Annotated in this window: 26 protein-coding genes and 2 riboswitches; of the genes, 15 read left to right on the forward strand and 11 right to left on the reverse strand. The window is 33.0% G+C overall.

All coding sequences use genetic code 11. From position 1 onward, the window contains the following. Positions 1-114: 114 nt before the first annotated feature. A riboswitch (purine riboswitch) is annotated at positions 115-217 on the reverse strand. 225 nt (positions 218-442) lie between these two features. The 4 genes from QMO72_RS12420 to QMO72_RS12435 all read left to right on the forward strand — a co-directional run bounded on the left by QMO72_RS12420 (position 443) and on the right by QMO72_RS12435 (position 4,454). Next, on the forward strand, positions 443-856 hold the full coding sequence (locus QMO72_RS12420; RefSeq protein WP_069824694.1) for a general stress protein: 414 nt from the start codon (positions 443-445) through the stop codon (positions 854-856). 142 nt (positions 857-998) lie between these two features. Next, positions 999-1,667, forward strand: a complete 669-nt coding sequence (locus QMO72_RS12425; protein ID WP_103267473.1) for a hypothetical protein — start codon at positions 999-1,001, stop codon at positions 1,665-1,667. Positions 1,668-1,784: 117 nt separating this feature from the next. Beyond that, positions 1,785-2,792 carry a hypothetical protein gene (locus QMO72_RS12430; protein ID WP_103267472.1) on the forward strand — a complete coding sequence of 336 codons (1,008 nt, stop codon included), beginning with the start codon at positions 1,785-1,787 and terminating at the stop codon, positions 2,790-2,792. 276 nt (positions 2,793-3,068) lie between these two features. Further along, complete coding sequence (locus tag QMO72_RS12435; protein ID WP_103267471.1) at positions 3,069-4,454, forward strand: L-cystine transporter; 1,386 nt, start codon at positions 3,069-3,071, stop codon at positions 4,452-4,454. Between the two features lie 346 nt (positions 4,455-4,800). Here QMO72_RS12435 and QMO72_RS12440 read toward each other — a convergent pair whose 3' ends face one another. Beyond that, on the reverse strand, positions 4,801-5,373 hold the full coding sequence (locus QMO72_RS12440; protein ID WP_103267484.1) for a hypothetical protein: 573 nt from the start codon (positions 5,371-5,373) through the stop codon (positions 4,801-4,803). 90 nt (positions 5,374-5,463) lie between these two features. Next, positions 5,464-6,219 (reverse strand): oxygen-insensitive NADPH nitroreductase, encoded by a 756-nt coding sequence (nfsA, locus tag QMO72_RS12445; RefSeq protein ID WP_103267470.1) that lies wholly within the window; start codon positions 6,217-6,219, stop codon positions 5,464-5,466. Between the two features lie 329 nt (positions 6,220-6,548). On the opposite strand from nfsA, the gene QMO72_RS12450 reads away from it, so the two are divergent. From QMO72_RS12450 to QMO72_RS12470, 5 genes are all read left to right on the forward strand, one after another. Continuing rightward, on the forward strand, positions 6,549-8,546 hold the full coding sequence (locus tag QMO72_RS12450; RefSeq protein WP_103267469.1) for a catalase: 1,998 nt from the start codon (positions 6,549-6,551) through the stop codon (positions 8,544-8,546). Positions 8,547-8,954: 408 nt separating this feature from the next. Continuing rightward, on the forward strand, positions 8,955-9,524 hold the full coding sequence (gene ahpC / locus QMO72_RS12455) for an alkyl hydroperoxide reductase subunit C (protein WP_046836899.1): 570 nt from the start codon (positions 8,955-8,957) through the stop codon (positions 9,522-9,524). 16 nt (positions 9,525-9,540) lie between these two features. Then, the gene (gene ahpF / locus QMO72_RS12460) at positions 9,541-11,064 is read left to right on the forward strand and encodes an alkyl hydroperoxide reductase subunit F (RefSeq protein ID WP_103267468.1); all 1,524 of its coding nucleotides are present in this window, start codon (positions 9,541-9,543) and stop codon (positions 11,062-11,064) included. Between the two features lie 332 nt (positions 11,065-11,396). Continuing rightward, positions 11,397-12,020, forward strand: coding sequence for an NDxxF motif lipoprotein (locus QMO72_RS12465; protein ID WP_069824686.1), 624 nt, complete (start codon positions 11,397-11,399; stop codon positions 12,018-12,020). 272 nt (positions 12,021-12,292) lie between these two features. Continuing rightward, positions 12,293-12,508 (forward strand): hypothetical protein, encoded by a 216-nt coding sequence (locus tag QMO72_RS12470; RefSeq protein ID WP_046836902.1) that lies wholly within the window; start codon positions 12,293-12,295, stop codon positions 12,506-12,508. Between the two features lie 63 nt (positions 12,509-12,571). On the opposite strand, the gene QMO72_RS12475 is transcribed toward QMO72_RS12470, so the two are convergent. Next, entirely contained in the window at positions 12,572-13,150 is a 579-nt protein-coding gene (locus QMO72_RS12475; RefSeq protein ID WP_103267467.1) for a histidine phosphatase family protein, read from the reverse strand. Positions 13,151-13,306: 156 nt separating this feature from the next. On the opposite strand from QMO72_RS12475, the gene QMO72_RS12480 reads away from it, so the two are divergent. Both QMO72_RS12480 and QMO72_RS12485 read left to right on the forward strand, forming a co-directional pair. Continuing rightward, positions 13,307-13,672 (forward strand): magnetosome magnetite crystal formation protein family, encoded by a 366-nt coding sequence (locus QMO72_RS12480; RefSeq protein ID WP_103267466.1) that lies wholly within the window; start codon positions 13,307-13,309, stop codon positions 13,670-13,672. A 241-nt stretch (positions 13,673-13,913) separates the two neighbouring features. Continuing rightward, positions 13,914-14,243, forward strand: coding sequence for a DUF4889 domain-containing protein (locus QMO72_RS12485; protein WP_103267465.1), 330 nt, complete (start codon positions 13,914-13,916; stop codon positions 14,241-14,243). A gap of 112 nt (positions 14,244-14,355) precedes the next feature. Here the strand turns inward: QMO72_RS12485 and QMO72_RS12490 are convergent, their stop codons facing one another. The 4 genes from QMO72_RS12490 to QMO72_RS12505 all read right to left on the reverse strand — a co-directional run bounded on the left by QMO72_RS12490 (position 14,356) and on the right by QMO72_RS12505 (position 17,452). Then, complete coding sequence (locus tag QMO72_RS12490) at positions 14,356-15,696, reverse strand: PepSY-associated TM helix domain-containing protein (RefSeq protein WP_103267464.1); 1,341 nt, start codon at positions 15,694-15,696, stop codon at positions 14,356-14,358. Between the two features lie 242 nt (positions 15,697-15,938). Continuing rightward, on the reverse strand, positions 15,939-16,565 hold the full coding sequence (locus QMO72_RS12495) for a LysE family translocator (RefSeq protein WP_103266550.1): 627 nt from the start codon (positions 16,563-16,565) through the stop codon (positions 15,939-15,941). 246 nt (positions 16,566-16,811) lie between these two features. After that, positions 16,812-17,126 (reverse strand): DMT family transporter, encoded by a 315-nt coding sequence (locus tag QMO72_RS12500; protein WP_103266552.1) that lies wholly within the window; start codon positions 17,124-17,126, stop codon positions 16,812-16,814. After that, positions 17,126-17,452, reverse strand: a complete 327-nt coding sequence (locus QMO72_RS12505; protein WP_103266554.1) for a DMT family transporter — start codon at positions 17,450-17,452, stop codon at positions 17,126-17,128. Before QMO72_RS12505 ends, QMO72_RS12500 begins: the two co-directional genes overlap by 1 nt. 50 nt (positions 17,453-17,502) lie before the next feature. Further along, a riboswitch (guanidine-I (ykkC/yxkD leader) is annotated at positions 17,503-17,600 on the reverse strand. 269 nt (positions 17,601-17,869) lie between these two features. On the opposite strand from QMO72_RS12505, the gene QMO72_RS12510 reads away from it, so the two are divergent. Beyond that, positions 17,870-18,100: a hypothetical protein gene (locus QMO72_RS12510; protein WP_046836910.1), complete on the forward strand. Its 231-nt coding sequence runs from the start codon at positions 17,870-17,872 to the stop codon at positions 18,098-18,100. A 35-nt stretch (positions 18,101-18,135) separates the two neighbouring features. Here QMO72_RS12510 and QMO72_RS12515 read toward each other — a convergent pair whose 3' ends face one another. Then, positions 18,136-18,555, reverse strand: coding sequence for a GNAT family N-acetyltransferase (locus QMO72_RS12515; RefSeq protein WP_103266556.1), 420 nt, complete (start codon positions 18,553-18,555; stop codon positions 18,136-18,138). Positions 18,556-18,845: 290 nt separating this feature from the next. Between QMO72_RS12515 and QMO72_RS12520 the strand changes: the two genes are divergently transcribed. Next, positions 18,846-19,022 (forward strand): hypothetical protein, encoded by a 177-nt coding sequence (locus QMO72_RS12520; RefSeq protein ID WP_176721605.1) that lies wholly within the window; start codon positions 18,846-18,848, stop codon positions 19,020-19,022. A gap of 103 nt (positions 19,023-19,125) precedes the next feature. On the opposite strand, the gene merA is transcribed toward QMO72_RS12520, so the two are convergent. Both merA and QMO72_RS12530 read right to left on the reverse strand, forming a co-directional pair. Further along, on the reverse strand, positions 19,126-20,448 hold the full coding sequence (gene merA / locus QMO72_RS12525) for a hypothiocyanous acid reductase MerA (RefSeq protein ID WP_103266558.1): 1,323 nt from the start codon (positions 20,446-20,448) through the stop codon (positions 19,126-19,128). Positions 20,449-20,653: 205 nt separating this feature from the next. Further along, complete coding sequence (locus tag QMO72_RS12530) at positions 20,654-21,058, reverse strand: SRPBCC domain-containing protein (RefSeq protein WP_103266559.1); 405 nt, start codon at positions 21,056-21,058, stop codon at positions 20,654-20,656. 438 nt (positions 21,059-21,496) lie between these two features. Between QMO72_RS12530 and QMO72_RS12535 the strand changes: the two genes are divergently transcribed. Both QMO72_RS12535 and QMO72_RS12545 read left to right on the forward strand, forming a co-directional pair. Continuing rightward, positions 21,497-22,243, forward strand: a complete 747-nt coding sequence (locus QMO72_RS12535; RefSeq protein ID WP_103266560.1) for a poly-gamma-glutamate hydrolase family protein — start codon at positions 21,497-21,499, stop codon at positions 22,241-22,243. Between the two features lie 529 nt (positions 22,244-22,772). Further along, positions 22,773-23,342 (forward strand): ATP-dependent Clp protease proteolytic subunit, encoded by a 570-nt coding sequence (locus QMO72_RS12545; protein WP_103266562.1) that lies wholly within the window; start codon positions 22,773-22,775, stop codon positions 23,340-23,342. Between the two features lie 86 nt (positions 23,343-23,428). Here the strand turns inward: QMO72_RS12545 and rpsR are convergent, their stop codons facing one another. After that, complete coding sequence (gene rpsR, locus QMO72_RS12550; protein ID WP_002484306.1) at positions 23,429-23,671, reverse strand: 30S ribosomal protein S18; 243 nt, start codon at positions 23,669-23,671, stop codon at positions 23,429-23,431. Between the last annotated feature and the right edge of the window lie 221 nt (positions 23,672-23,892).

Below are 23,892 nucleotides of genomic sequence, written 5' to 3' on the forward strand. Positions count from 1 at the left end.
TCATTTCCCAATCATATGTATAAAAGTTAGACTAACATCAACGTTGATATATATGTTCTATATAAGCGCTTAAAGTCCAAACAACTTAGAGAACTGCTGAATATGAATTACTTGTGTATTGTATAGGTTACTCATAGTCACATCGTTAATGGCGACATGGTAGAAACTTCTAAAGCCGTATCCTTTAGATTATATGAGTTAGATAAATTATTAACTGATGATAGCAAACTTCGGCCTTCTTTTCAATATGAACTTTATATGTAATCGCTTTATAGCAATGTTTATTTAATACACCCTTTAAAATGTAATCGCTTTAAATACTGTCAAATTCATATTTGTCTTAGCTAAAACTTCGTTATATAATAAAGTTATATTCGTTTTATATCATATATATGAGGGTAAATATTAATTATTCACAGAACAACGGATGGAGGGGCTTTAAATGTCAGATTTCACTATTGTAGAAAACAGCGAAGACGCACTATTAAAAACGATTAGAACTAAGCTTTCTGAGGGCTATAAAGAATCAGAACTATCAGTAGTTAGTAAGTCTAAACTTCATATTGAAGAATTGAATGATTCTGAAGTGAGTTTAACTTCAACGAGTGGCACGTTTAGTGATAAAATGGCCCGACTTTTAGTTGGAGAAGATGGAGAAGATGTTGTCTTATCTTATTTCGATCTTTCCGAAAGTGATAAAGAAAGATATAAACAAGAAATTTTAAATCATAAATATATTGTAATAGCGACTAAAGATACTTCTTCACATGAAGAAGTAGAAGAAGCTAATGCTGCTTATGATCCGAATGAAAAATTTAATCACTATGCTGAAGAATCAAGAGGACCTAAATCTTAAGTAGATTAATCACTTTGTGGACATTAACGACCTGAGTTAATGTCCACTTTTAGATTACATACATAACTATTCAAAGATTACATTAATGATACAAAAATGACTATGTTATAATGAACACAATAATTTTTGGGGAGGATCATCTATGGAGTTTAAAACCATCACATCAATTGACGATCCATTGTTTGATTTAGCTATCAAACTATACGATGGAAAATTTGATATCGGTTTATCAGAAGAAGAACATATATTCAAACAATCTTTAAAGAATGTACATACAAAGGATGATTATGTATTTTTAGTAGGTATAGAAGACGGTGCGCCTGTAAGTCTAGCGACTGCACACTACGAAGCTACCACAAACTCTGCCTTTTTAATCTATTTAATCGCCAATGACCAGCCAAACCATGATGAATTAATCACTTTAACGCTAGAACGTATCCAAGCTGAGATCAACGCTTTATCCAACCAATTGCATTCACATGATGTGAATTTTATTATGTTAGAAGTAGAAAAAGAACCAGATGAAATTTCTGAAGTTGATGTACATATCTTGGATAATAGACGTCAATTTCTCTTCGAACATGGTTTCGAAAGACAATTTGATATTGATTATTTATCACCAGGCATCCATGGAAACTCAAATGGTATACCAAAAGATCTGTTTATAAAATCGAATATCGAATTGACTAAAGATATCTTTGGTCCAAGTATTAAATCAAATTATATTTTGAAATATGTGTTTGCCAATAGAATATCTAGAAGTATTATTTATCCATTACTTGAAGAAATGGATTTGCGTAAACGATTGTGAGAAGCACTTGAAATCACTATTAAAAGAGGTTAAACTAACGTAGAGGTAAGACTGACGTTTCACTAACCGAAGACAAACGTCCGTATACATAAACCAATTATGAAAGGACTTATTTCTATGTTAACCAAAGAATTTGCACAACGCGTTGAGCTAAGTGAAAAACAAGTCCGTAAAATCGTTCAACATTTAGAAGAACGCGGTTACCAACTTAGTAAAACTGAATACCGTGGCCGTGAAGCTACTGATTTCCAAGAAGAGGATATCGAACTTTTCCAAGATATTGCGGAAAAAGTTAAACAAACGAATAGTTATGACTTAGCTTTCGATGAGTTAGAAAAAGAAAAAGATTTTTTACAAGTACTTGTAAAAGAAGACAATAGTAATTTACCAACTGATCAAAATGTTTCTCAACTCGTAGATGATTTACGTTCTGAAATTCAGAAGATGCGTGATGAACGCCAAATGCTTGGTCAAATGATTAACCAAGTGCATCAACAACAAACTGAATTACGTGAAATGCAAGAGCAAATCACAACTAAGTTAGATTCAAATACAGAATCATTAAAAGCCATTCAAACATCAACAGATGAAATCAAAACAACACAAAGTGCAATCCAAGATTCACAGCAAGAACAAACAAATATTGCACAAGCAAATGTTGAAACAAATCACATCAGTGCGAACCAAAGTACTACAACAGCTAGCACTAAAGACATACTGACTGATACTACAACAGAACAAACACATGCACACACTAACGAAATCACTGATAACACTTCTGAAGATAAAGACAATACTTCAGCCCAAGTACAAACAGAAGATACTGAAATTACAGCAGTAAGTGAACAACCATCTGTATCACCTGTTACTGAAGCGAAAACAGATGCTACGCATACATCTAATGATTCAGCTAGCAACAATGAATCAAAAGATGTAACAATAGATGATCATACAACAACTGATACTGCAACAATTCAAAGTGATAGCGTAGCTAAAGATGACCAAACATCAAATGAAGACGTTGCGACAACTGCATCAGATAATCAAACCTATACAACACCTGCTACAAACGAACAACCAAAAGAAGAACGTAAAGGCTTCTTCGCTAAATTATTTAATTTATAATATAAATCATCCTATACAAACCATTCCATCTTATTGGGATGGTTTTTTATTTTCCCAATTAACTTCACCAAATATCCGCTTAAATAAGAACCCCTTCCCTACTCTATTTCGTCAATGCAAAGCATTTAAATGCACACAATTATTGTCAGAAAATAAAGTCATTTTAATTTTATAAATTTATTGAGTAATAAGCTTGAATATTATTGAATTTGCTACTATCCTTAGTAGGCGTATCGGATTACAAAAATATTAAAAAGAAAGTGTGGGTCCTTATTTATGTTATTAACTATTCTTAACATTATTATTTTCGTGGCCTTCCTCATCGTATTATATGCAATGAACAAAAGACATGTTTCATTTCCAAAACGCGTCTTTACTGCATTAGGTGTCGGTATCGTTTACGGTATTGTCATCCATCTTATTTACGGTGTGGACTCTAGCATAACTAAACAGACAACAGACTGGTTTAGTATCGTTGGAGATGGCTACATCGCATTGCTACAAATGATAGTCATGCCATTAATCTTTATTTCTATCGTATCAGCATTCACTAAAATTAAAATTGGAGATAAATTTGCTAAAATTGGTATTTATATTTTCACATTTTTAATTGGCACAGTTGCCATTGCTGCAATTGTAGGTATTATTTCAGCACTTGTATTTGGCTTAGATGCTTCAACCATTGATTTAGGAAATGCTGAAAGTTCACGTGGTAGTGAAATCGCAAGCCAAGCTAAAGATATGTCAGCCAATACATTGCCTCAACAAATCTTAGAATTGTTGCCAAGTAATCCATTCTTAGATTTCACAGGTCAACGTACGACTTCTACCATTGCAGTCGTTATCTTTGCTGCATTTATTGGTTTCGCCTTTTTACGTGTTATGCGTAAACAACCAGAAAGTGGTAATTTATTAAAACGTGGTATCGATGCACTATATGCCTTAGTGATGGCAATTGTAACGTTTGTCTTACGCTTAACACCTTATGGTATTTTAGCTATTATGACATCAACTATTGCGACAAGCGACTTCGCCGCAATATGGACGCTAGGTAAATTTGTAATTGCATCTTATGCAGCATTAATCGTTATGTATATTATTCATCTCATAATTGTTGCGGGTATTGGATTAAATCCAGTTACATTCGTTAAGAAAACTGGGGAAGTCTTACTTTTCGCATTTACTTCTCGTTCAAGTGCGGGGTCTTTACCACTTAATGTACAAACACAAAAAAATCGTTTAGGTGTCCCAGATGGCATCGCAAACTTCGCCGCTTCATTTGGTTTATCTATTGGTCAAAATGGCTGTGCTGGTATTTATCCAGCAATGCTAGCTGTTATGGTCGCTCCAGCAGCTGGTGTTGAGGTTAATCTGCAATTTATATTAACAGTCATCGGCGTCGTTGTAATTAGTTCATTCGGCGTTGCTGGCGTAGGTGGCGGTGCAACATTTGCATCTATCTTAGTACTTTCAACATTGAATTTACCAGTTGCACTTGCAGGTGTACTTATCTCTGTGGAACCATTAATCGATATGGGACGTACGGCGTTAAATGTAAATGATTCTATGCTAGCAGGTACAGGTACAGCAAAACTCACAAATAATTTAGACAAAGAGACTTACAATTCAAATGAATACGGTGAAATTACTGCCAATAGTTAATTGATTTATAAAATATCAACTGCTTAAACTATTGTCTTCTAATTACTTCGCTGATTATAAATAAAAGGTTGGAACCCATCGCGCACACTTAACGTAACATTACGTCAGGTCACTGCAGTGGGTTCCAACCTTTTTATATTTCAAAATACCTTCAACTCATTTGACCCTATAACACTTTTATACATGGACACTTAAAACATTGATTTACTTAACACAGTTAGCACTCACCCGCTTGTCTAATGTCCAGTTAATCTATACATAAAAAAACTTCTGAAGTGTTTATTAATCGTTAAATTAACAAACACTTCAGAAACCAACGTAAATTATTCACTTAAAATTCAACTTATTATACAGGCTTGAACGGCCCCCACGTTATTTTTTGCTTGCTGTCTAACGGGAGCCCATCAATGGCTTTAGACACATCATCAAACCACTTTAAAAAGGCGGGATCTTTATCTAATTGTGCTTCAACACTATCCTGTGTTATATCATGTAAATACCATGCTTTACTTTCAAACTCAAATTGAATTTGAGAATAAGCTATCCTTGTCATATCAACACTATCGTATAAACAATTTACTTGTTTTACTATATTAGGTGCTTGAGAAATTAAGTTATGTGAAATTTCTCTTTTATGATCTTCATTATCTAAATCATTCCACATTCTAAGCTGGCCATCCATTTGGAAAAAAATGTCCATACTAGACGCTTTTGCTTCAAAAGATAACAAAATAAAAATGCGTTCGGCTGTGTGGTCCACGGAATTCATCGTACCAACCACAAGCTTTTGAGCCATCTTCACCCAATAATCCTGTACTTCATCAGGGGTTAGTTTGCTGGTAGAAGAATAGATGTATCGATCACTTGAATTCCGATAATCTGTCGCATGTGCCTTTTTACTAAATAATCTATTAAACATACTCAACAGAACCCCCCCCTTTCTTTTGTAAATTAACTAAATAACATTATATTTTAAATAATAATAATGAAACGTTCACACCTTAACCGCCTATTTTCTAATAAAGCCAGCCTTGTTTAATTGTTCTAACATATCTAATCTTTGTTTAGAACTCATAAAGTTAGCAATTTGATTAGACCATGTTTCAGAACGTTCACCATTCGTGCGTGCCTTATAGTATTCACTTACTGTTTGGTCATATAATTTTAACGTTTCCCGTTGTTGCGCTTTGTCGGTGTTATATCTATCTTGATGGAAAACATGTTCAAACGGTAGACGTGGTTTAGGACTACCACCTTCATCATCTTCTGGTACACCCAATGCCATACCAAAAAGTGGGAAAGTATGCTCAGGTAAATTTAATACTTTTCTAACTCTTTCTATATCATTTCTTAAAGAACCTAAATAAACGATGCCGTAGCCCATGTCTTCAGCCGTAGCTGCAATATTTTGTGCTACTAAAGTTGCATCAATTGTTCCTACAAGTAAACCTTCTGCAGATTCAAATGATGTTTCCATATTACTTTTTGATTCTTCATTAATGATAGAATGTCTGTAATAATCCATTACAAAAACAAATAAATAACCATTTTCCACAACATATGGTTGGCCCGAAACTTCTTTTAAATCTTCTTTAATTTCAGGATCCTGTACACCAATGATCGAATAAGTTTGTAAGTAGCTAGATGTAGATGCGCTTTGCCCCGCTTCTACAAGTTGTTTAATATGCTCTTCTGAAATTGGCTCTTTTTTAAAACTTCTCACCGAATGATGTTTTTTCAATAAGTTATAAACATGTTCAGACATGAAATCCTCTCCTCTTTACGTAGAAATTATATCCATATCTTAACAGACACACACATTGATTGCTTATATTATGTTTACCCATTTTTCCCCACCATTAAAAGGAAAACAGTAAATTAAATTTTAATAATACAGCACAAAATATTAATCGAATTTTTGAAATCGCTTCCTTGCAATGTGCGTGTATAGATAACAATATTATTTATTGAAAACAACAATTATCTAAATATAGCGATATAGTTCCATCTAAATTAAGTGTAAATGTTTCCTTTTAGTTTTTTGTGGAAAACAAAAATTGTGATAACTAAAATTTTAGGTGTGGGGGGATTTTTTTGAGTAATAAAAAGCAAGATCAATTAAATGAAGTTACGAAAAGTAATGACGATAAAGCAATGACAACAAATAACGGCGTTAAAGTTAACGAAGACGAAAACACACTAACAGTTGGAGAACGTGGACCTAGCTTATTAGAGGACTTTCATTTCAGAGAAAAAATTATGCACTTCGACCATGAACGTATTCCTGAACGTATTGTCCACGCAAGAGGATTTGGCGCACACGGTGAATTCCAAGTTTACAAAGATTTATCCGAATATACTTCTGCAGATTTTCTTACTCAACCTAATAAAACAACACCTGTGTTCGTTCGCTTTTCAACTGTACAAGGCTCAAAGGGTTCACCAGATACCGTTAGAGATGTACGCGGTTTTGCAACGAAATTTTATACTGATGAAGGTATTTTTGATTTAGTCGGTAATGACATTCCAGTATTTTTCATTCAAGATGCTATTAAGTTCCCAGATTTAATCCATGCAGTTAAACCTGAACCACATAACGAAATGCCCCAAGGCGGTTCTGCCCATGATACCTTTTGGGACTTCTTCGCACAAAATCCAGAAACAACACACACGACAATGTGGGCAATGAGTGATCGTGGTATTCCTAAAAACTTTAGACAGATCGAAGGATTCGGCGTACACACTTTTCGCCTTGTTAACAGTCAAGGACAGTCTCATTTTGTTAAATTCCATTGGAAGCCACTGCATGGTTTAGAATCACTCGTTTGGGATGAAGCGCAAATATTACATGGTAAAGATGTCGATTTCCATCGTAAAGACTTATATGAATCTATTGAAAAAGGGGATTACCCTGAGTGGGAATTCGGTATCCAAGTGATTCGCCCTGAACAAGAATTTGATTTTGATTTTGACATTTTAGATCCGACAAAGATTTGGCCAGAAGATCAGGTACCCGTTCAAAAAATAGGGAAAATGACTCTTAATAAAAACGTCACTAATGTCTTTGATGAAACAGAACAAGCCGCTTTCCATCCTGGACATATTGTTCCTGGCATTGATTTTTCAAACGATCCACTATTACAAGGTCGACTATTCTCATACACTGACACACAAATTTCAAGGTTAGGTGGTCCAAACTTTAATCAAATACCTATTAATCGACCTGTAAACGACGTACACAACAATCAAAGAGATGCAATGCATCAAACGACTATCAATAAAGGCCAAGTTGCTTATCATAAAAATGCGCTAAACAATAATGATCCTCATACTACAGCTAAAGAAGATGGTGGCTATGAACATTATCAAGAAAAAGTTGAAGGGCATAAAATTCGTAAACGTAGTGAGAGTTTTAAAGATTATTATAGCCAACCCAAGCTTTATTTGAATAGCTTAAGCAAAGATGAATACGACCATACTGTTGATGGTTTTTCATTCGAAATTGGTATGTGCAATTCTATTATGGTCAAACAAAACGCAGTGAACCAACTCAATAAAGTCGATAGAGAACTAGCTGAACGTGTCGCCAAAAATGTCGGCGTAGAAGTCCCAGAGTTAAACGAGGAAGTTGACTCTAACGCTAAAGACAGTCAATTGACTATGGAAAAATATGACATCCCTTTACCAGGTCATTCAGTTGCTGTCTTAATTAATGGGAACATTGATATAGAAACTTTAAAATTGTATGCACAAACATTCACAGAAAATAAATTGAACTATGCCTTTGTAGGACAATATCCTGAAAATATCAGTGAATCATTTGGTATAACTGAAACGTTTGATACAGCTCATCCAACGTTATTCGACAGTATTATAGTATTATCCGATGGTAGCGATATTCATCCATCTGTAGAAGAATTTACAGAGCTCACATATAAGCACAATAAACCATTAATTTTAAATCAAAGTGCCGCTCAAGCGTTATCTAAGTCTAATGCTAAATTATCATTAGAGGCTGCAGGTGTCTTTGTTTCAGATCATCCTCAAACAATTTCTCAAGCTTTTGATAGAGCAAGATATTGGGACAGATAAGTTGAATTTACAGAGCTCAGCTGACTAAGTATAATACTTGGTCAGCTTTTTACTGCTTTCAAATTAATAAATCCGCTACACAATGACCGATTTACGCTCTATTTCAATAATAATCGTGTCCAATCTTCTCAATTTCATATGTTTAGTTGAGAATTAAACGGATATTAAATATGTAGTAAGCCTACATGTTTCATGTAAATGCTTTCTTAATTATATATAGATGAAACAACTTATTATGCCGTATAGTCTAAATATATGCGTTATTTTGTCCTTTTTATTATGTGAGTTTACATTGTTGACGAATCATTCTGGAAATGTGATAATAGAAAACGAAAGATTAGAATTATTATAATTAAGTAATTATGATAATCTAATTTAAATTAACTTAAAAATCAGGAGGATGTTTTTATGTCTTTAATTAATAAAGAAATTGTACCATTCACAGCTAATGCTTATGATCCAAAGAAAGATGAGTTTTTTGAAATCTCAGATGAAAATCTAAAAGGCTCATGGAGTGTTGTTTGTTTTTATCCAGCAGACTTTTCATTCGTATGCCCTACTGAATTAGAAGATTTACAAGGTCAATATGATAAATTACAAGAATTAGGTGTAAATGTATATTCAGTTTCAACTGATACACACTTCGTACACAAAGCTTGGCACGACCATTCAGAAGCTATCAACAAAATTCAATACACTATGATTGGTGATCCTTCACAAGCTATTACTCGTAATTTTGATGTATTAGATGAAGAAGCTGGTCTTGCGCAACGTGGTACTTTCATTGTAGACCCAGATGGTATTGTACAAGCAGCTGAAGTTAACGCTGACGGTATTGGCCGTGACGCTAGCACATTAGTACACAAAATTAAAGCAGCACAATATGTACGTCAACACCCAGGCGAAGTTTGCCCAGCAAAATGGGAAGAAGGTTCAGAAACATTACAACCTGGTCTTGACTTAGTAGGTAAAATCTAAGGAGGCATTGATTTAAATGCTTGATGATCAGCTAAAATCACAACTAAAACAATTATTACAATTAATGGAAGGTGACGTTGTCTTAAACGCTAGTATTGGCTCAGATGACAAATCTAAAGAATTAAAAGAATTATTAGATGAAGTATCTGCCATGTCACCTCACATTACTATAGAAGAAACTAAGCTAAAACGTACGCCTAGCTTCTCAGTGAATACACCCGACACAGAAACAGGTATTACGTTCGCTGGTTTACCAATGGGTCACGAATTCAACTCACTTGTCCTTGCTTTATTACAAGTAAGTGGACGTGCGCCTAAAGAAGAACAATCCGTAATTGATCAAATTAAAGCGTTAGACCGCCCACTACATTTTGAAACTTATATTAGTTTGACTTGTCAAAAATGTCCTGATGTGGTTCAAGCTTTAAACTTGATGAGTTTATTAAATCCTAATATTACGCATTCTATGATTGATGGTTCTATTTTCAGAGAAGAATCTGAAGATATCATGGCTGTCCCAGCTATTTTCCTTGATGGAGAAGAGTTTGGTAATGGGCGTATGACCATTCAAGATATTTTAACTCAGTTAGGTAGTCAAGCAGACCCATCAGAATTTAACGACAAAGATCCGTATGACGTACTCATTGTCGGTGGGGGTCCAGCAAGTGGTAGTGCAGCAATTTATACTGCACGTAAAGGATTACGTACAGGTATTGTAGCTGATCGTATTGGCGGCCAAGTTAACGATACTGCTGCTATCGAAAACTTTATCACGGTCAAAGAAACAGATGGTCCTAAATTCTCATCTGCGCTTGAAGACCATATCAATCAATACAATGTCGACGTAATGACAGGTATTCGTGCGAGTGATATCGAAAAAACTGATAATGGTATTGTTGTCACTTTAGACAATGGTGCTCAATTACAAAGTAAAACCGTTATTATTTCTACAGGTGCACGCTGGCGTAAGCTGGAAGTTCCTGGTGAAGAAGCTTTAATTAATAAGGGTGTAGCATTCTGTCCACATTGTGATGGACCTTTATTTGAAAATAAAAACGTCGCTGTTGTCGGTGGTGGAAATTCTGGTGTAGAAGCTGCAATCGATCTTGCCGGTATTGTAAAACACGTTACGTTACTTGAACGTAATGCCAACCTTAAAGCAGATAACGTATTACAAGAGCGTTTGAATTCGTTACCTAACGTAACAGTAATTAAAAATGCTCAAACAACTGAAGTACTTGGAGACGATGCAGTTACTGGCATTAATTATCAGGATAAAGCAACCGGTGAAGAGCATACTTTAGAACTTGAGGGTATTTTTGTTCAAATTGGTTTATTACCGAATACAGAATGGTTAAGTAACTATGTAGAATTAAATCAAGCTAATGAGATTATGATTGATCGCAAAAATGCAACAAGCATCCCTGGTATTTTCGCAGCAGGTGATGTGACTGATGATCGTAATAAACAAATCATTATATCTATGGGTGCTGGAGCAAATGCAGCCCTAAATGCTTTTGATTATATCATTAGACATTAATCATTCCCTATCGTTACTGTAATAATTTATAAAAACTGTAAATACAATGCTTCTTAAGCTACCACCAAGTCATAAGACTTGATGGTAGCTTTTTTGTGTATACTTGCCCATGAATATAGATGATGCTACTTTAGCATCTCAATCAATTAATTTCTTTATTCTATTAAAGAATATGTTTTGTTCAAAAGATTGTGCGTTTATTATTTAATAGAGCATTCAAATCGATAGCGCTACATGATACGCTTAAGTTATAATTTTTAAGAACGCGTTTAAACATTTAACATAGCAGTGTTATATTCGCATAACTATGACTAAAGGAGCAATAGTAATTTATGAAGAAAAGTATACTTTTAACGTTGGTATTGGTACTAACCGTTATCCTATCAGCGTGTTCAAATAGCGATCCAGACGACGACAATCAAGATCACAATGAAAAACATGCACCAAAAAATGTAAAAAAAGTAACTGAAAAAGATATCTTTAAATCAGATAAACAAGGCGAAACTATTAGCGAAGCCGAAATGAACAAAGCAATCAAGAAATATTTAGATGTCAATTCAGATATCATCGACAATAAATACCTCATGCAATACAAACTAGATAAACAGTCCGCTTCAGATACTAAAATAACAGATAAACAAGCAAAATATCTATCAGAACTATCACACAATGCGATTAAGAATGACGTACGTTTTAAAAAGTTTGTAAACAACAACAAGTTACCGAAAGGCTATAAGGAAAATGTTGATCGTATTATTACCTACTTCACTTCTTTAAATACCACAATTAAAAATGCAGATGAAGATGTGGAACAATTAGACTATCAACCTCAGAATGAATTAAATGTCGTTGATGTTTCTACAAAATACGCTGGAGATGTTAACGGAAAACAACAAGATAAAATCAAACAATTCTTAAAAGATAAAGGTATTAAATCAGATGCTGTAGATAAATAAGTCTCAGTCGTCCGTTAAAACATTATCATTTAACTGACATATTACAAAATGATGACATGTTAATTTATGCTATTAACACAGCACTGACGCTATTCATCCTTAAATAAGTCACCTATATTGACTTATTCTCGTAAAAAACCTTACATAATTGTAAGGTTTTTTAATATGATATCTCTGTTTTTTTCAAAGTTAGATTTGTTATGATAAATACAAGTTAAATAACAAATTAATAGAAGCACAGCCACTCGTTAATCATTTTAAGGAGGCTCCCTATGGTACTCACAATTCTGTTAGGTGCAATGGCTGCTGTCTTCATAGCTTATAATCTCTTTGAGAAGCAAGAAAAGGATGGCGTCGTTTCTTTTAAAACGATTGCGCTAAGTGTTACCTACGTCATACTAGCCGTTATTGTTGGTAGCTTTTTAGACAATATCAATACCTTATTTCAAGGATTTCATGAAAGCTTAACAGCAGCTAAAAGATACTAACCTGAACTTACATATTTTGTAGTTCAGGTTTTTTTATTAATAAAATGTATCAAGTTTTAAAAATCACTTTTCAACTTCGATAGGTACGCAATTTTCAACCTTTTTATCCACTGCGGTCTCCTCTGTTTCATACCCTAAATATACAAGGATACAACGGATAACAACTTGATGTGCGACAATAGCAATAGATTCTAACGATGTATCTATCTCTTTTTCAAAAAATTGCGCTACTCGATTTAGAACATCTCTATAGCTTTCACCTTCTGGCGCCTTTTGTGTAAAACTATGGCGAAATGAACGATAATGATCGTCATTAAAATAATGTTCATAATTCGGATTATGCTCTATCTCTTTTACTTTTACACCTTCAAATGCACCTAAAGAACGTTCTCTTAATAATGACGTCGCATGTGCAGGTATATCCTTATCAAATATTGCATTATATGTCTGTCTTGTACGTGTTAAATCAGATAGATAAATACAATCAATTTTCTGTTTTTCAAAGTAATGTTGTAATAATTGTGCAGAACGTGTACCTTTCTCAGTTAAAGATACATCTAATTGCCCACAAAAATAATCGTTCCCGTTTTTCTTATCATAGTTCGATTGTGATTCCCCATGCCTAACCAAATAAATTTTCATATATTTATGCCTCTCTTCTTTAAAATATAAGTGACTTAACACATATCTTATATCTTTCCTAACATGCTAAACCATACATAACAATAATGTCATATGAAGCTATCGACCTTTATCTTAAATTATAGTCTTGTTACTATTATATATGAGGTGATAACTATGAATGAACAAAATGTTCATAATGATACACAAGGTGGACGTGTATTAGCTGCAATCAGTTATTTCAGCATATTCTTCGCACCAATTATCGTTCCAATTATTATATGGATTTTAGCAGATAAGCCTGCTGCCACACATGCAGCTAAATCATTACTCTATCATATTATAACGTATGTAGGACCAATCTTATTAGTTATTGGTGTTGCCTCAGGTTCAATGCTGTTCGACCAACAGAACACAACCTTTGCGATTGTGACATTAACAATAGCCATTATTTTAATAATCATCACAATTTGGTATACTATCAAAAATGTTTACCGTGGCATTAAAGTGCTTATATCTGAAAAAGCATACTTCTGTCCTTAATGATTAGATATAACAGTGTATGCTTATTAAATTCCGCACATTAACGACATAGTTATATTTTAGTTGTGGCATTAAGTTATGTTTTTTAGTAGTTAACGCCAATTAGTTACTTTGGCCCAACGTCTTTAGTAATCGATGGAGAGCCCTTTGTTAATGTAATTATGACAATATCGGGAACTTTATATATCTGGGTATACGAATGCTATGTTATCACTTATGCTTATGAAAAGGAGAGATAACGATGAAGCATAAATTAACAATATCTTTAATTAGTGCCTTAATTATCATTGGTGTTGCCGTAACTGTAATGATGCTACTCTCTAGTCAAAAAAGCACATACTATGGTTACATGGCGAACGCTACGACTGCTGAAAAAGTAGTGAGTGAAAAAGATGGCCTCGTCACTAATAATATCAAATTAAAACATGATGAAGACTTCAAACCACAAAAAGGTGATTTTGTTAAATTGATATCTAAAGATGACGGAGAAACATTTTACAAAAAAGAAGTCGTTAGCCACGATGATATTCCTCATGGGTTAATGATGAAAATCCATGACATGGATATGTAAGGCATTTCAATCTAAAAAAGAACTGGAAAGTCCACACGTTGAGTGTGGTTCCAGTTCTTTTTTTATTACATGCTACAAACACAACTATATAACTACTTAGGCACGCTCAAACTTAATTTTTATCATGTGTCTTTTTATCCCTAAAATATAGTAGCGCTTCTATTATAAATACGACGAGGATAGATAATCCAAATAATGGCATTAACAGACCTAGTATGACAAGTACAATAATTAATGAAATAGACATTGGTTTTTGAACTCTTACAGGTACTTTAACCTTGCGATTACCCATACGTTTAATCCACGATGTTAATCCTAGTCCAATTGCAACCAACAACGCTACACAAATAAGTAGGTTAATAACTTTATTTGCAACGCCAAATAAATGTCCTTCATGTAATGGAATACCCCATGTAAACCATTTGCCTATCACACCATATTCTTGATACGTCACTTCCCCTAAATTTTCCCCACTATATTGATCTAAATATAGCGTCTTTTCATCATAGGGTGATACATCCAATCCTGTTACGCCTGTGTTACTACCTTTAGATACTGTAAATGCTGCTTCTGCTTTTGATGGATAAACTATCGAATAAGGTTTGGTTATATGCTCTTTTTGGGCTTGTGCTATTACTTTATCAATCGTAATTTGGTGTTGGATTTTTGTATTTGGTATCTCACCGCTACCATGGTGCGCAGACGTTTCTTTAGATGCCGGTTGTTGGTTACTACGTGTAGCCCATGGTATTTCATTCACATCTGACTTAGGTGGGTTTACAGCCAGCTCTGATTGTCCTAATGTACCAGAGTTATCCATAATACCAGCGATTTTAGCCCCCATAAAACCTGACCACGGTAAACCAGTAAGCACTAAAATGAACAATGGTATTGCTACAATGAGGCCCAATGTACCATGCCATTTCTGAAATTTTAATTTTTTACTTTTATTTGAAATTAGCTTTTTCTTAATAAGCATATAAGTTCCAGATATAATCATGAAAATTGTCCAACATGCAGTAAGCTCTACTAAATAATTAATAATCGTATTTTCAGTAAATAGTGAACTATGAATATTTCTCATTACATTCGCATATGTATGTTTAGCATTTTGATCGGCTACGATTTGATTATGCTCATCTAGAAATACATACCTTTGATTTCCAGCCATATCATCCAAAGTAATTCTATTATTATACGGTTCTGCCAATATACTCACTTTACTAATATAAAATCCTTCAAACTTCTCCTCTACTTGTTCCACAGCTTGATTCATTGTTTGGTGTTGTTGATTAGAACTGTTACCAAAGAACTCTGTTTTATACACATTATTTTCCACCTCTTGAAAGAACAGAAAACCAATCCCCGATATCGTTAATGTAATTAATAACGGTGTTATAAATAATGCTGCATAAAAATGAAGCCTTTGCATTGGGTTAAATATATTTTTCAAATTGTTTCTCCCCTTTCTCTTTCATTATTATAAATAAATAAAAAATTTAATATGTAGATAAATTATGACTATTAGTGCAAAAATTGAAATAAATCATCGTTCTTTTTAAAAATTATTGACACTTAACATGGTATTAATAAATTTTTAGTCATAGAAAAAAGTTTATTAACAATAGAAAAAGGCGCCTCCCAACGTGAGGCACCTTTTTCTATTGCGATTACAAAGTAATACGCTAAACCCTACTAGCTATTTTTGCTGAACAATAAATTTATTGATAACCCAATCAAAACTGCACCTATGGTATAATCGAAAGCTGCTTTTACTTTGCGATTAGTAAATAATAATTTAATATATTGAAATATGAATACACAAAAAATAAACCATAGTAAAATAACAGTTGTCACAATTGCCGACAGTATTGCAACTTGAGATGAGACCCCATCACCCGTTGTTATAAATTGTGGCAAGATACTTATGTAATATAATAATGCTTTAGGATTTAATACTGTACTAAAGAAGCCTTGACGATAAGAGTTCAAATAACTCATTTGTCTCGACTGCAATTGCGTTGCAGAAAAATTCATGCTTTGGCGCGCAGCAACGATACTCTTTATGCCTAAATAAATAAGATAACAAGCGCCTAAAATTTTAATTGTGACAAACACATAGTACATATTTGCTAAAATAAATATAATTCCAAATACTGCAAGTAATGAATAAAAAACATGCGCTGTTGTAATACCTAACGCCGCCATAGCCCCATTACCTTTTCCTGCTACAATAGAATTTTTCATAACTACAAAAAAATCTGGACCAGGAACAATGATAATCATTAAAGTAATTGTTATAAATGCTGCAAGACCTTCCATCATATACACCTCCAGTTTGATTTAATAATATCAATTCAGTCATATTATCACAATACGCCTTCGACAATCTGTGTCTTAATGAAAACCACTTAGTACAACACTTTCGTTGAACGTGACTGTGAAAATTGTTATATTATAGATGTAGTTGAAAATCAACTACTAGTCTTTTATATTCATGAACATATTACTCTTAGGCGACACAAATGTGTCGTCTTTTTTCAATTCATTTTACATTCATAAATCAGCTTAACTAAGTAGTTTTAAGCCGATTGTACTACCTAATATTACTGCGATACATACAATTCTTTTAATATCCTTTGATTCTTTATATAAAATCATTCCTAATACTGCACCACCAACAGCGCCTATACCTGTCCACACTGCATAAGCTGTACTCATCGGCAATTGATCCATTGCAATGGACAATGCTATAAAACTTAAAGTAAAACTTCCTATAAGCCCTAATAGCGCTAACTTTCTTTGCGTATTTACAAATGCATTCAAAAATGTAATCCCAATCATTTCAAAAAGTCCTGCAAATATAAGGATAATCCAAGCCATTATGCTTCTCCCCCTTCTTTTGATGTAACTAATTTCAAGCAAATCACGCCGCCTAAAAGTGTCAAAATCAATATGATTTGCCCGTAATTTACCGCTTTACCAAATACAACAAAGTCTAATAAAGTTACACCAGTTGTCCCTAAACCAACAAAGATTGCATATGCTGTACCAACCGGCAATATTTTTGAAGCCTTAATTAACAAGTAAAAACTCATAAATATAGCGATTACTGTTAAAATCCATTCTAAATTTGTATTCGCATGGTTTAGACCAACCACCCAAGCTACTTCAAAAATGGATGCAATGATAATTTTCAACCAATTCATTATAATGTCCTCCTTCATAACAAAAAGCCTGAGAGATAGTTATTACTACTATCTCCCAGGCTTTTATCCTTCCGTGTCACATATAAGATGTGGCTTTCTCTCGGACCAGACCAATCATTAACGTTGCGGAACCCTAGAAAGCATTTATTTAATTCCTTGTATCATATCAAAGTACATCGTCAATATCAATCTAAAGCTTTATATTATAATAATTATCGTTTGTATCTATTCGTTTTATATTTTCTTCTTTAAAAAGCTATCCTAAATTATAATTATTTTAAAAAGATTAAACATATTCCTCCACATTCCGATGATTTTATTGTATAATTAGAATTACATTGTAATAATTATAATGTAATTGATGAGAGTGTGAAATCCATTCTCAACTAACTAAAAAATTAAAAGTGAGGGATTCCTATGCAACTATTAAATTATAAAATGCATAATGACGAATTAATTGCTACTGTCCTTTCCGATAAAAAGCAACTATTCAAATATACTTTCGATGTTACAACACCAGAATATGAAATTTTAGATGTACTAGAAGAAATAAATGACTACGTAGATAATGGCCATCATCCTCTAGGTTGCTCATTATTGAAAAATTATACGTATGAGGACGTGAGTCACCATTCTTTACAAATTTAATAACACACTAAAAAACTGAGTATAACTGTTCAATTTTAAACAGTATACTCAGTTTTTAATTTCTTATTTGAATACATAGCCATGCCCGTTTTCAATTTGCGAAACCCTAACGATTCATAAAATGTTTCATTACTATGCGTTGAAATTAAATGTATACACGACAGTTCTCCTAGTCGTTTAATCATTAATTCCATCATATTTTTACCTATCCCTTGTGATTGATACTTCACATCTACGACCACATCATATATCGCTGCATTAAAAACATCATCTGATAAGGCTCTTGCAAAACCTACTACGTTACCTTCTTGTTTCGCTATAATGACATGTGTGCTCATATTAAATATCGTTATAATCTCTTCTTGTGTATGTCCTTCCCAACCGTTCGAATGATATACATGCATCATTTCATCAACGTCATTGATATTAAATTGATATTCATATACTATATCCATATAAAAATGCCCCCTTAAAAAGTCTACTCTTTCAATATAACTTCAATAATATTGAATAATACTATTGGCTTTCATCATAATCATTTGGCTGTCTACCAAGTTTAACATGTTTAATTTCGAAAAAATATTTTACATTTAATTTCATTATTATAATAGCCGTTTATCAAATCCCTATATTAATCATTTTAGAAACATCCCGCTCATATTACGGCGTTAGTGTAGACTACGTAACGGGTATTGATATAACACAAGGTTTTTACCATGCAATGATGGCTAAGGAGGGACGCAAAATGTGGTTTGTCGCAGTGTTACTCATTCTCATTGGCGTCGTGTTGCTTGTATTAAATAAATTAACTTCCAAAAAGGAAGGCGTAAGTAAAAAGCAAAGTTATATAAGCATTGGTGTAGTATGTTTAATTGTAGGTACTTTCCAACTTGTAGGACTGATTATTAAATCTTTATTGTAATAAAGATCAACATATAAAAAGACTGAAATATAATCGTTTTTTTCTTAAAACAATTATGTCTCAGTCTCTTTTCATGAAATGATTATAGTCAGTTCACGTACAATCATACATTAAATAAATCATTGAATGACTCAATCATCGTCGGATGCGTATAAATATTATCTTTTAAAACTTTATATGATATCTTTTGATCTATTGCTAATTTTATTAAATTAATTATTTCTTCAGATTGTTGACCATAGAGTGATACACCTAAAATCTCTTCTGTATCTTTGTCTACTACGGCTTTGAACAATCCTCGAGTATCATTATTAATTTTATGTCTTGGAATTGTGTTAACAGGAATCGCATTCTCCAATACATTATACCCTTGCGCTTTCGCTTCAACCGCTGTCAATCCTACACGTGATAGAGGAGGATCTATAAATACGGTATAAGGCATAACGCCTCGATTTTCAGTAGAGCGCTGGCTGTCACCAAATAACTGATCTTTAACGATTCTGAAATCATCTAAAGAAACATAAGTAAACTGCATACCACCTTTAACATCGCCTATTGCATATACATGTGGTACATCTGTCAGCAGATATTCATTCACACTAATTTCTCCATGTTGTCCAAGAACAATATCTGTGTTTTCGAGTCCCAAATCGACGTTTGGCTTACGTCCTGTAGCCAAGAGCACTGCTTCTGCTTCATAGTCACCTTTGGTAGTATGAACGATGGTGCTATTTTCACCGTCTTCAAAGCGTTCTGTATTTACGTCAAGCACGACATCAATACCTTTATTTTTTAAATCTGATTTCACCTGCTCAACAATCTCTTTATCTTCTTTGGGCATAATGTCTTCGCCACGTTCAAGCACAGTTACTTTCGTACCAAAGTTTGCAAACATCGCTGCAAATTCAAGTGCAATATAACCGCCACCAACTATAACTAAATGTTTCGGTTGTTTAGCTAGGTTCATGATACCCGTAGAATCATATAAATATTTTGAAGTTTCTACACCTTCAATTTTTGGAATCACTGATTCAGCACCCGTATTAATAACAATATTTTCTGCCGTAATTGTTTCTATACTTTCTCCATGTTCGTTGAATAAGTCAATTTCATTATTAGATTTAAATCGGGCCGTATAATCTAATACTTCTATATTTTTATCATCTGCAAGATTCTTGTAATTTTTATTGTTTAGCGCAGTTACAACTTCTTTTTTTCTAGTAAATGCTTCTTCAAAAGAACCATGTACGAGACCTTCATGAACTAACGTTTTCGATGGAATACATCCGATATTGATACAAGTTCCACCATACATCGCTTTAGATTTTTCAATCACTGCGACTTTTTGACCTTGTGATGATGCATATTTAGCTAATGTTTTACCGCCTTTACCAAAACCCAAAATAATTAAATCAAATTTTTCCATACTAATTCTCCTTTACACGTCAATTTTTGATAAAATATTAGTTATTTTAGCATACTTAGTATAAAACTCTTTATTTATACACTACGTTAAATATATGCCCTATTTCTTTAAAATCTAACATTCTTCGTTTTTATTTAAATATATGATTATACTAGCTCTATAAATTCAATGACTTCAGAACTTATGGATTAATGCTATTTATAGATTATAATAGCGCTGCTCTTATTTTCACATTATGTTCTAAGTATGCTTTTAAACAACTTAACATATATACCCAACCTTCTTTTTGCATAATCATCGAATCAATATCTTTTTCGTCAAATGTGCTCTCTATAGTGGTAACAATGGTTCCCTTTTCTGAAGCTTCAAATTGGATTGAGACAGATCGCTCTCCCCAAGTGAATTCAATTTGGCTATTTAAATCTACCACCTTCACTTGTATATCTAATACAGCATCATATTCTTTATACTCTAAGGTAATTGTTTTCCCTACTTCCCATCTAGAAGAACTAGAAGAAAACCAAAATCCCCCTATTTCATTTGGATTAACGAAAACTTCAAAGACTTTTTCTACCGGAACATCAACTTGCATTGTCGTAATAATATCCACATGACACCCTCCATTTAATTCATATTATGAATTACAGTTTACATGTCTTTTATAAATTTTTTCTACACCTTAATAAATATGATGATAAAGTCATTTAACTTTGAGTCATAGACTTAGATTTCATAGTAAATAACTACCCATGTGCGTAGCAAAAATAACACCTAAAGATGACATACAAATTTTAAGTGTAAACTTCAACTATTACTTACTGCAAAATTAATACAGAGCCATTCTATCGACTTGTCTCTGCTTTTATATATTTATCCAAAATACCTGATATTTTAATTATATAGACAACAACATGGATTGATGGTAATCTAAGTGGATTGTTACATTTTATACTATAATAGTAGTTACGTGCTTAAAAAATGATACAACTCATTTTACAAAATTTCGTTTAATAAATACCCATTAAAATCAATAAATCAGGAGATTATAATGAAACATTCTTTTCATTCTTATTTATATTACATTATTATGTTAATGCTCGTAGGCATCTTGTTATTAGCGTTATATTTTATATATGTATGGAAAACTGACGTCCCTGCCAATCAAGACTATTATAGGGATTTTACAGCCCTTAAATCAGATACTCAAGAACATCGTGACTGGCAAATTAACACAAAGACAACTAGCAATAAAGATATACTTATTACTGCGATTCACGGTGGTGGTATTGAGCCAGGCACTTCCGAATTAGCTAAAATCATCTCTAAAAAAGGTGACTATAATCTATATAGTTTCGAAGGCCTACTAAAATCAAATAATTCTAAATTACACATTACTTCTACACATTTTGACGATCCTAAGTTAAAAGAAATGAACAATAAGTCAGAAGAATCTATATCTATACATGGTGTTCAAGAACAAGAAAAAGTTGTTTATATTGGTGGTAAAGATAAAGCTATGGCTAAATCTATTCGTAAAGCACTTGAAAAATCTGGTTTCAATGTCGAAAAGAGCCCACACCATATAGATGGTGACTCAACACAAAATATCATTAACCAGAATGATACAGGTTCTGGTGTGCAAATCGAAATTTCTACTAAATATCGAAAACAATTTTTCGAAGATGGCCGACTCGATCGTTCATCAAGAGAACAAACACATCATTATAATCATTCCATCTATAGCTTTGCTGAAGCAGTAACTAAAGGTATTAAAGCACAGACCATAAAAAAATAAAAGCACCTTTATGTATTTAAAAAGCGAATAATACCGCTTTTTTTATTTCTCTAATATTTCTAGCAGTCATGCAGAAATAAATCATTTAATTAAAACACTAATATTAGAAAAAAGTACGAAAATCAATGGAATAATAAATTTATAGATAGGGTTATCTATTTACTAATACTGCTAATAGCCCTATCGCCTTAAATAATACAAGCAATATAATTGAAGTAACTAACATTCATTTAATTAACTAGCATGTCACGCACATGATGTCATACACACGCACCTGTAATTGCTCAATTAGGAATTAACTTAAAGGCTAAACAATATAGAGTCGAGTCGGTCATAGTGACTACAAAACCGTCCTAGAGATATACATCTTGGTTACGAATTAAATGACTAAAGAGATGATGAATAAATTGGGACAAAGAGATGATTTTTGCATGACTAATTTCTTCTATAGTATTTCTACACACTATGTTTTGACTATCTTTGACATTTAATTTATTCTTATTATTATAAACCAAAAGGGGGAAATAATATGACAGAAGATATTAAAAATGAAAACCATACCGAATTAACCGAAAAAATGTTGAAGACAAGAACAGTAATTATTTCAGGGGAAATCAATGATGAAGTAGCTAAAGATGTTTGTAATAAATTACTATTACTAGAATCCATGAGTAATGAACCTATTAATTTGTTTATATCAAGTCAAGGAGGTCATGTAGATTCTGGTTATTACATACATGATATGATTAACTTTATAAAGCCTAAAGTTAATATTATTGGTTCTGGTTGGGTAGTTAGCGCTGGCGTATTGATTTATCTATCAGGTCAAAAGGAAAATAGATACAGTCTACCAAATACACGTTTTATGATTCATCAACCAAGTGGTGGTGTACAAGGCCAGTCTACTGAGATGGAAATTACAGCTAAAGAAATCATTAGAACACGCGAAAAACTAAATAAACTCATTTCAGATGAAACTGGTCAACCATTAGAAAAGGTTGCAGAAGATACTGCTAGAGACTACTGGCTTAATACGCAAGAAGCACTTGATTATGGTATAGTAAATCAAATCATCACACACAGAAATGAAATTAAATAGTTAACATCTTTACATTCTGTGAACTTTTTAATTACAAAAAAATCCCGTAAGCATAAGCTTACGGGATGATTCAGATACAATATATATTATTGTTCTTCTTTAACATATGGTAATAATGCCATATGACGAGAACGTTTAATAGCTAAAGTCAACATACGTTGGTATTTAGCTGAAGTACCTGTTACACGACGTGGTAAAATTTTACCGCGTTCTGAGATAAAACGTTTTAATAATTCTGTGTCTTTATAGTCGATATGTGTAATACCGTTTGCTGTGAAATAACAAACTTTTTTACGACGACGTCCGCCTCTTCTAGGTCCACCTGCCATGGTTAACTGCCTCCCTTTAAGTTATTATTTTTTCATAATACGATCATTTGAGAATTTTCATTAATCATTTTGGACATGATTAATCATTTATACATTTCTATTTTTAAAAGATTTATAATATGTGTGAAATATTGTATTAAATCTTGTGTGTGTGTATATGTGCACCATTAATAGTATAAAATTATTCAGCATTTGTCAATATGTTCCGACATACAAAACAC

It is taken from the genome of Staphylococcus casei (genome assembly GCF_030294405.1).
GTDB classification, from domain to species: Bacteria; Bacillota; Bacilli; order Staphylococcales; family Staphylococcaceae; genus Staphylococcus; species Staphylococcus succinus.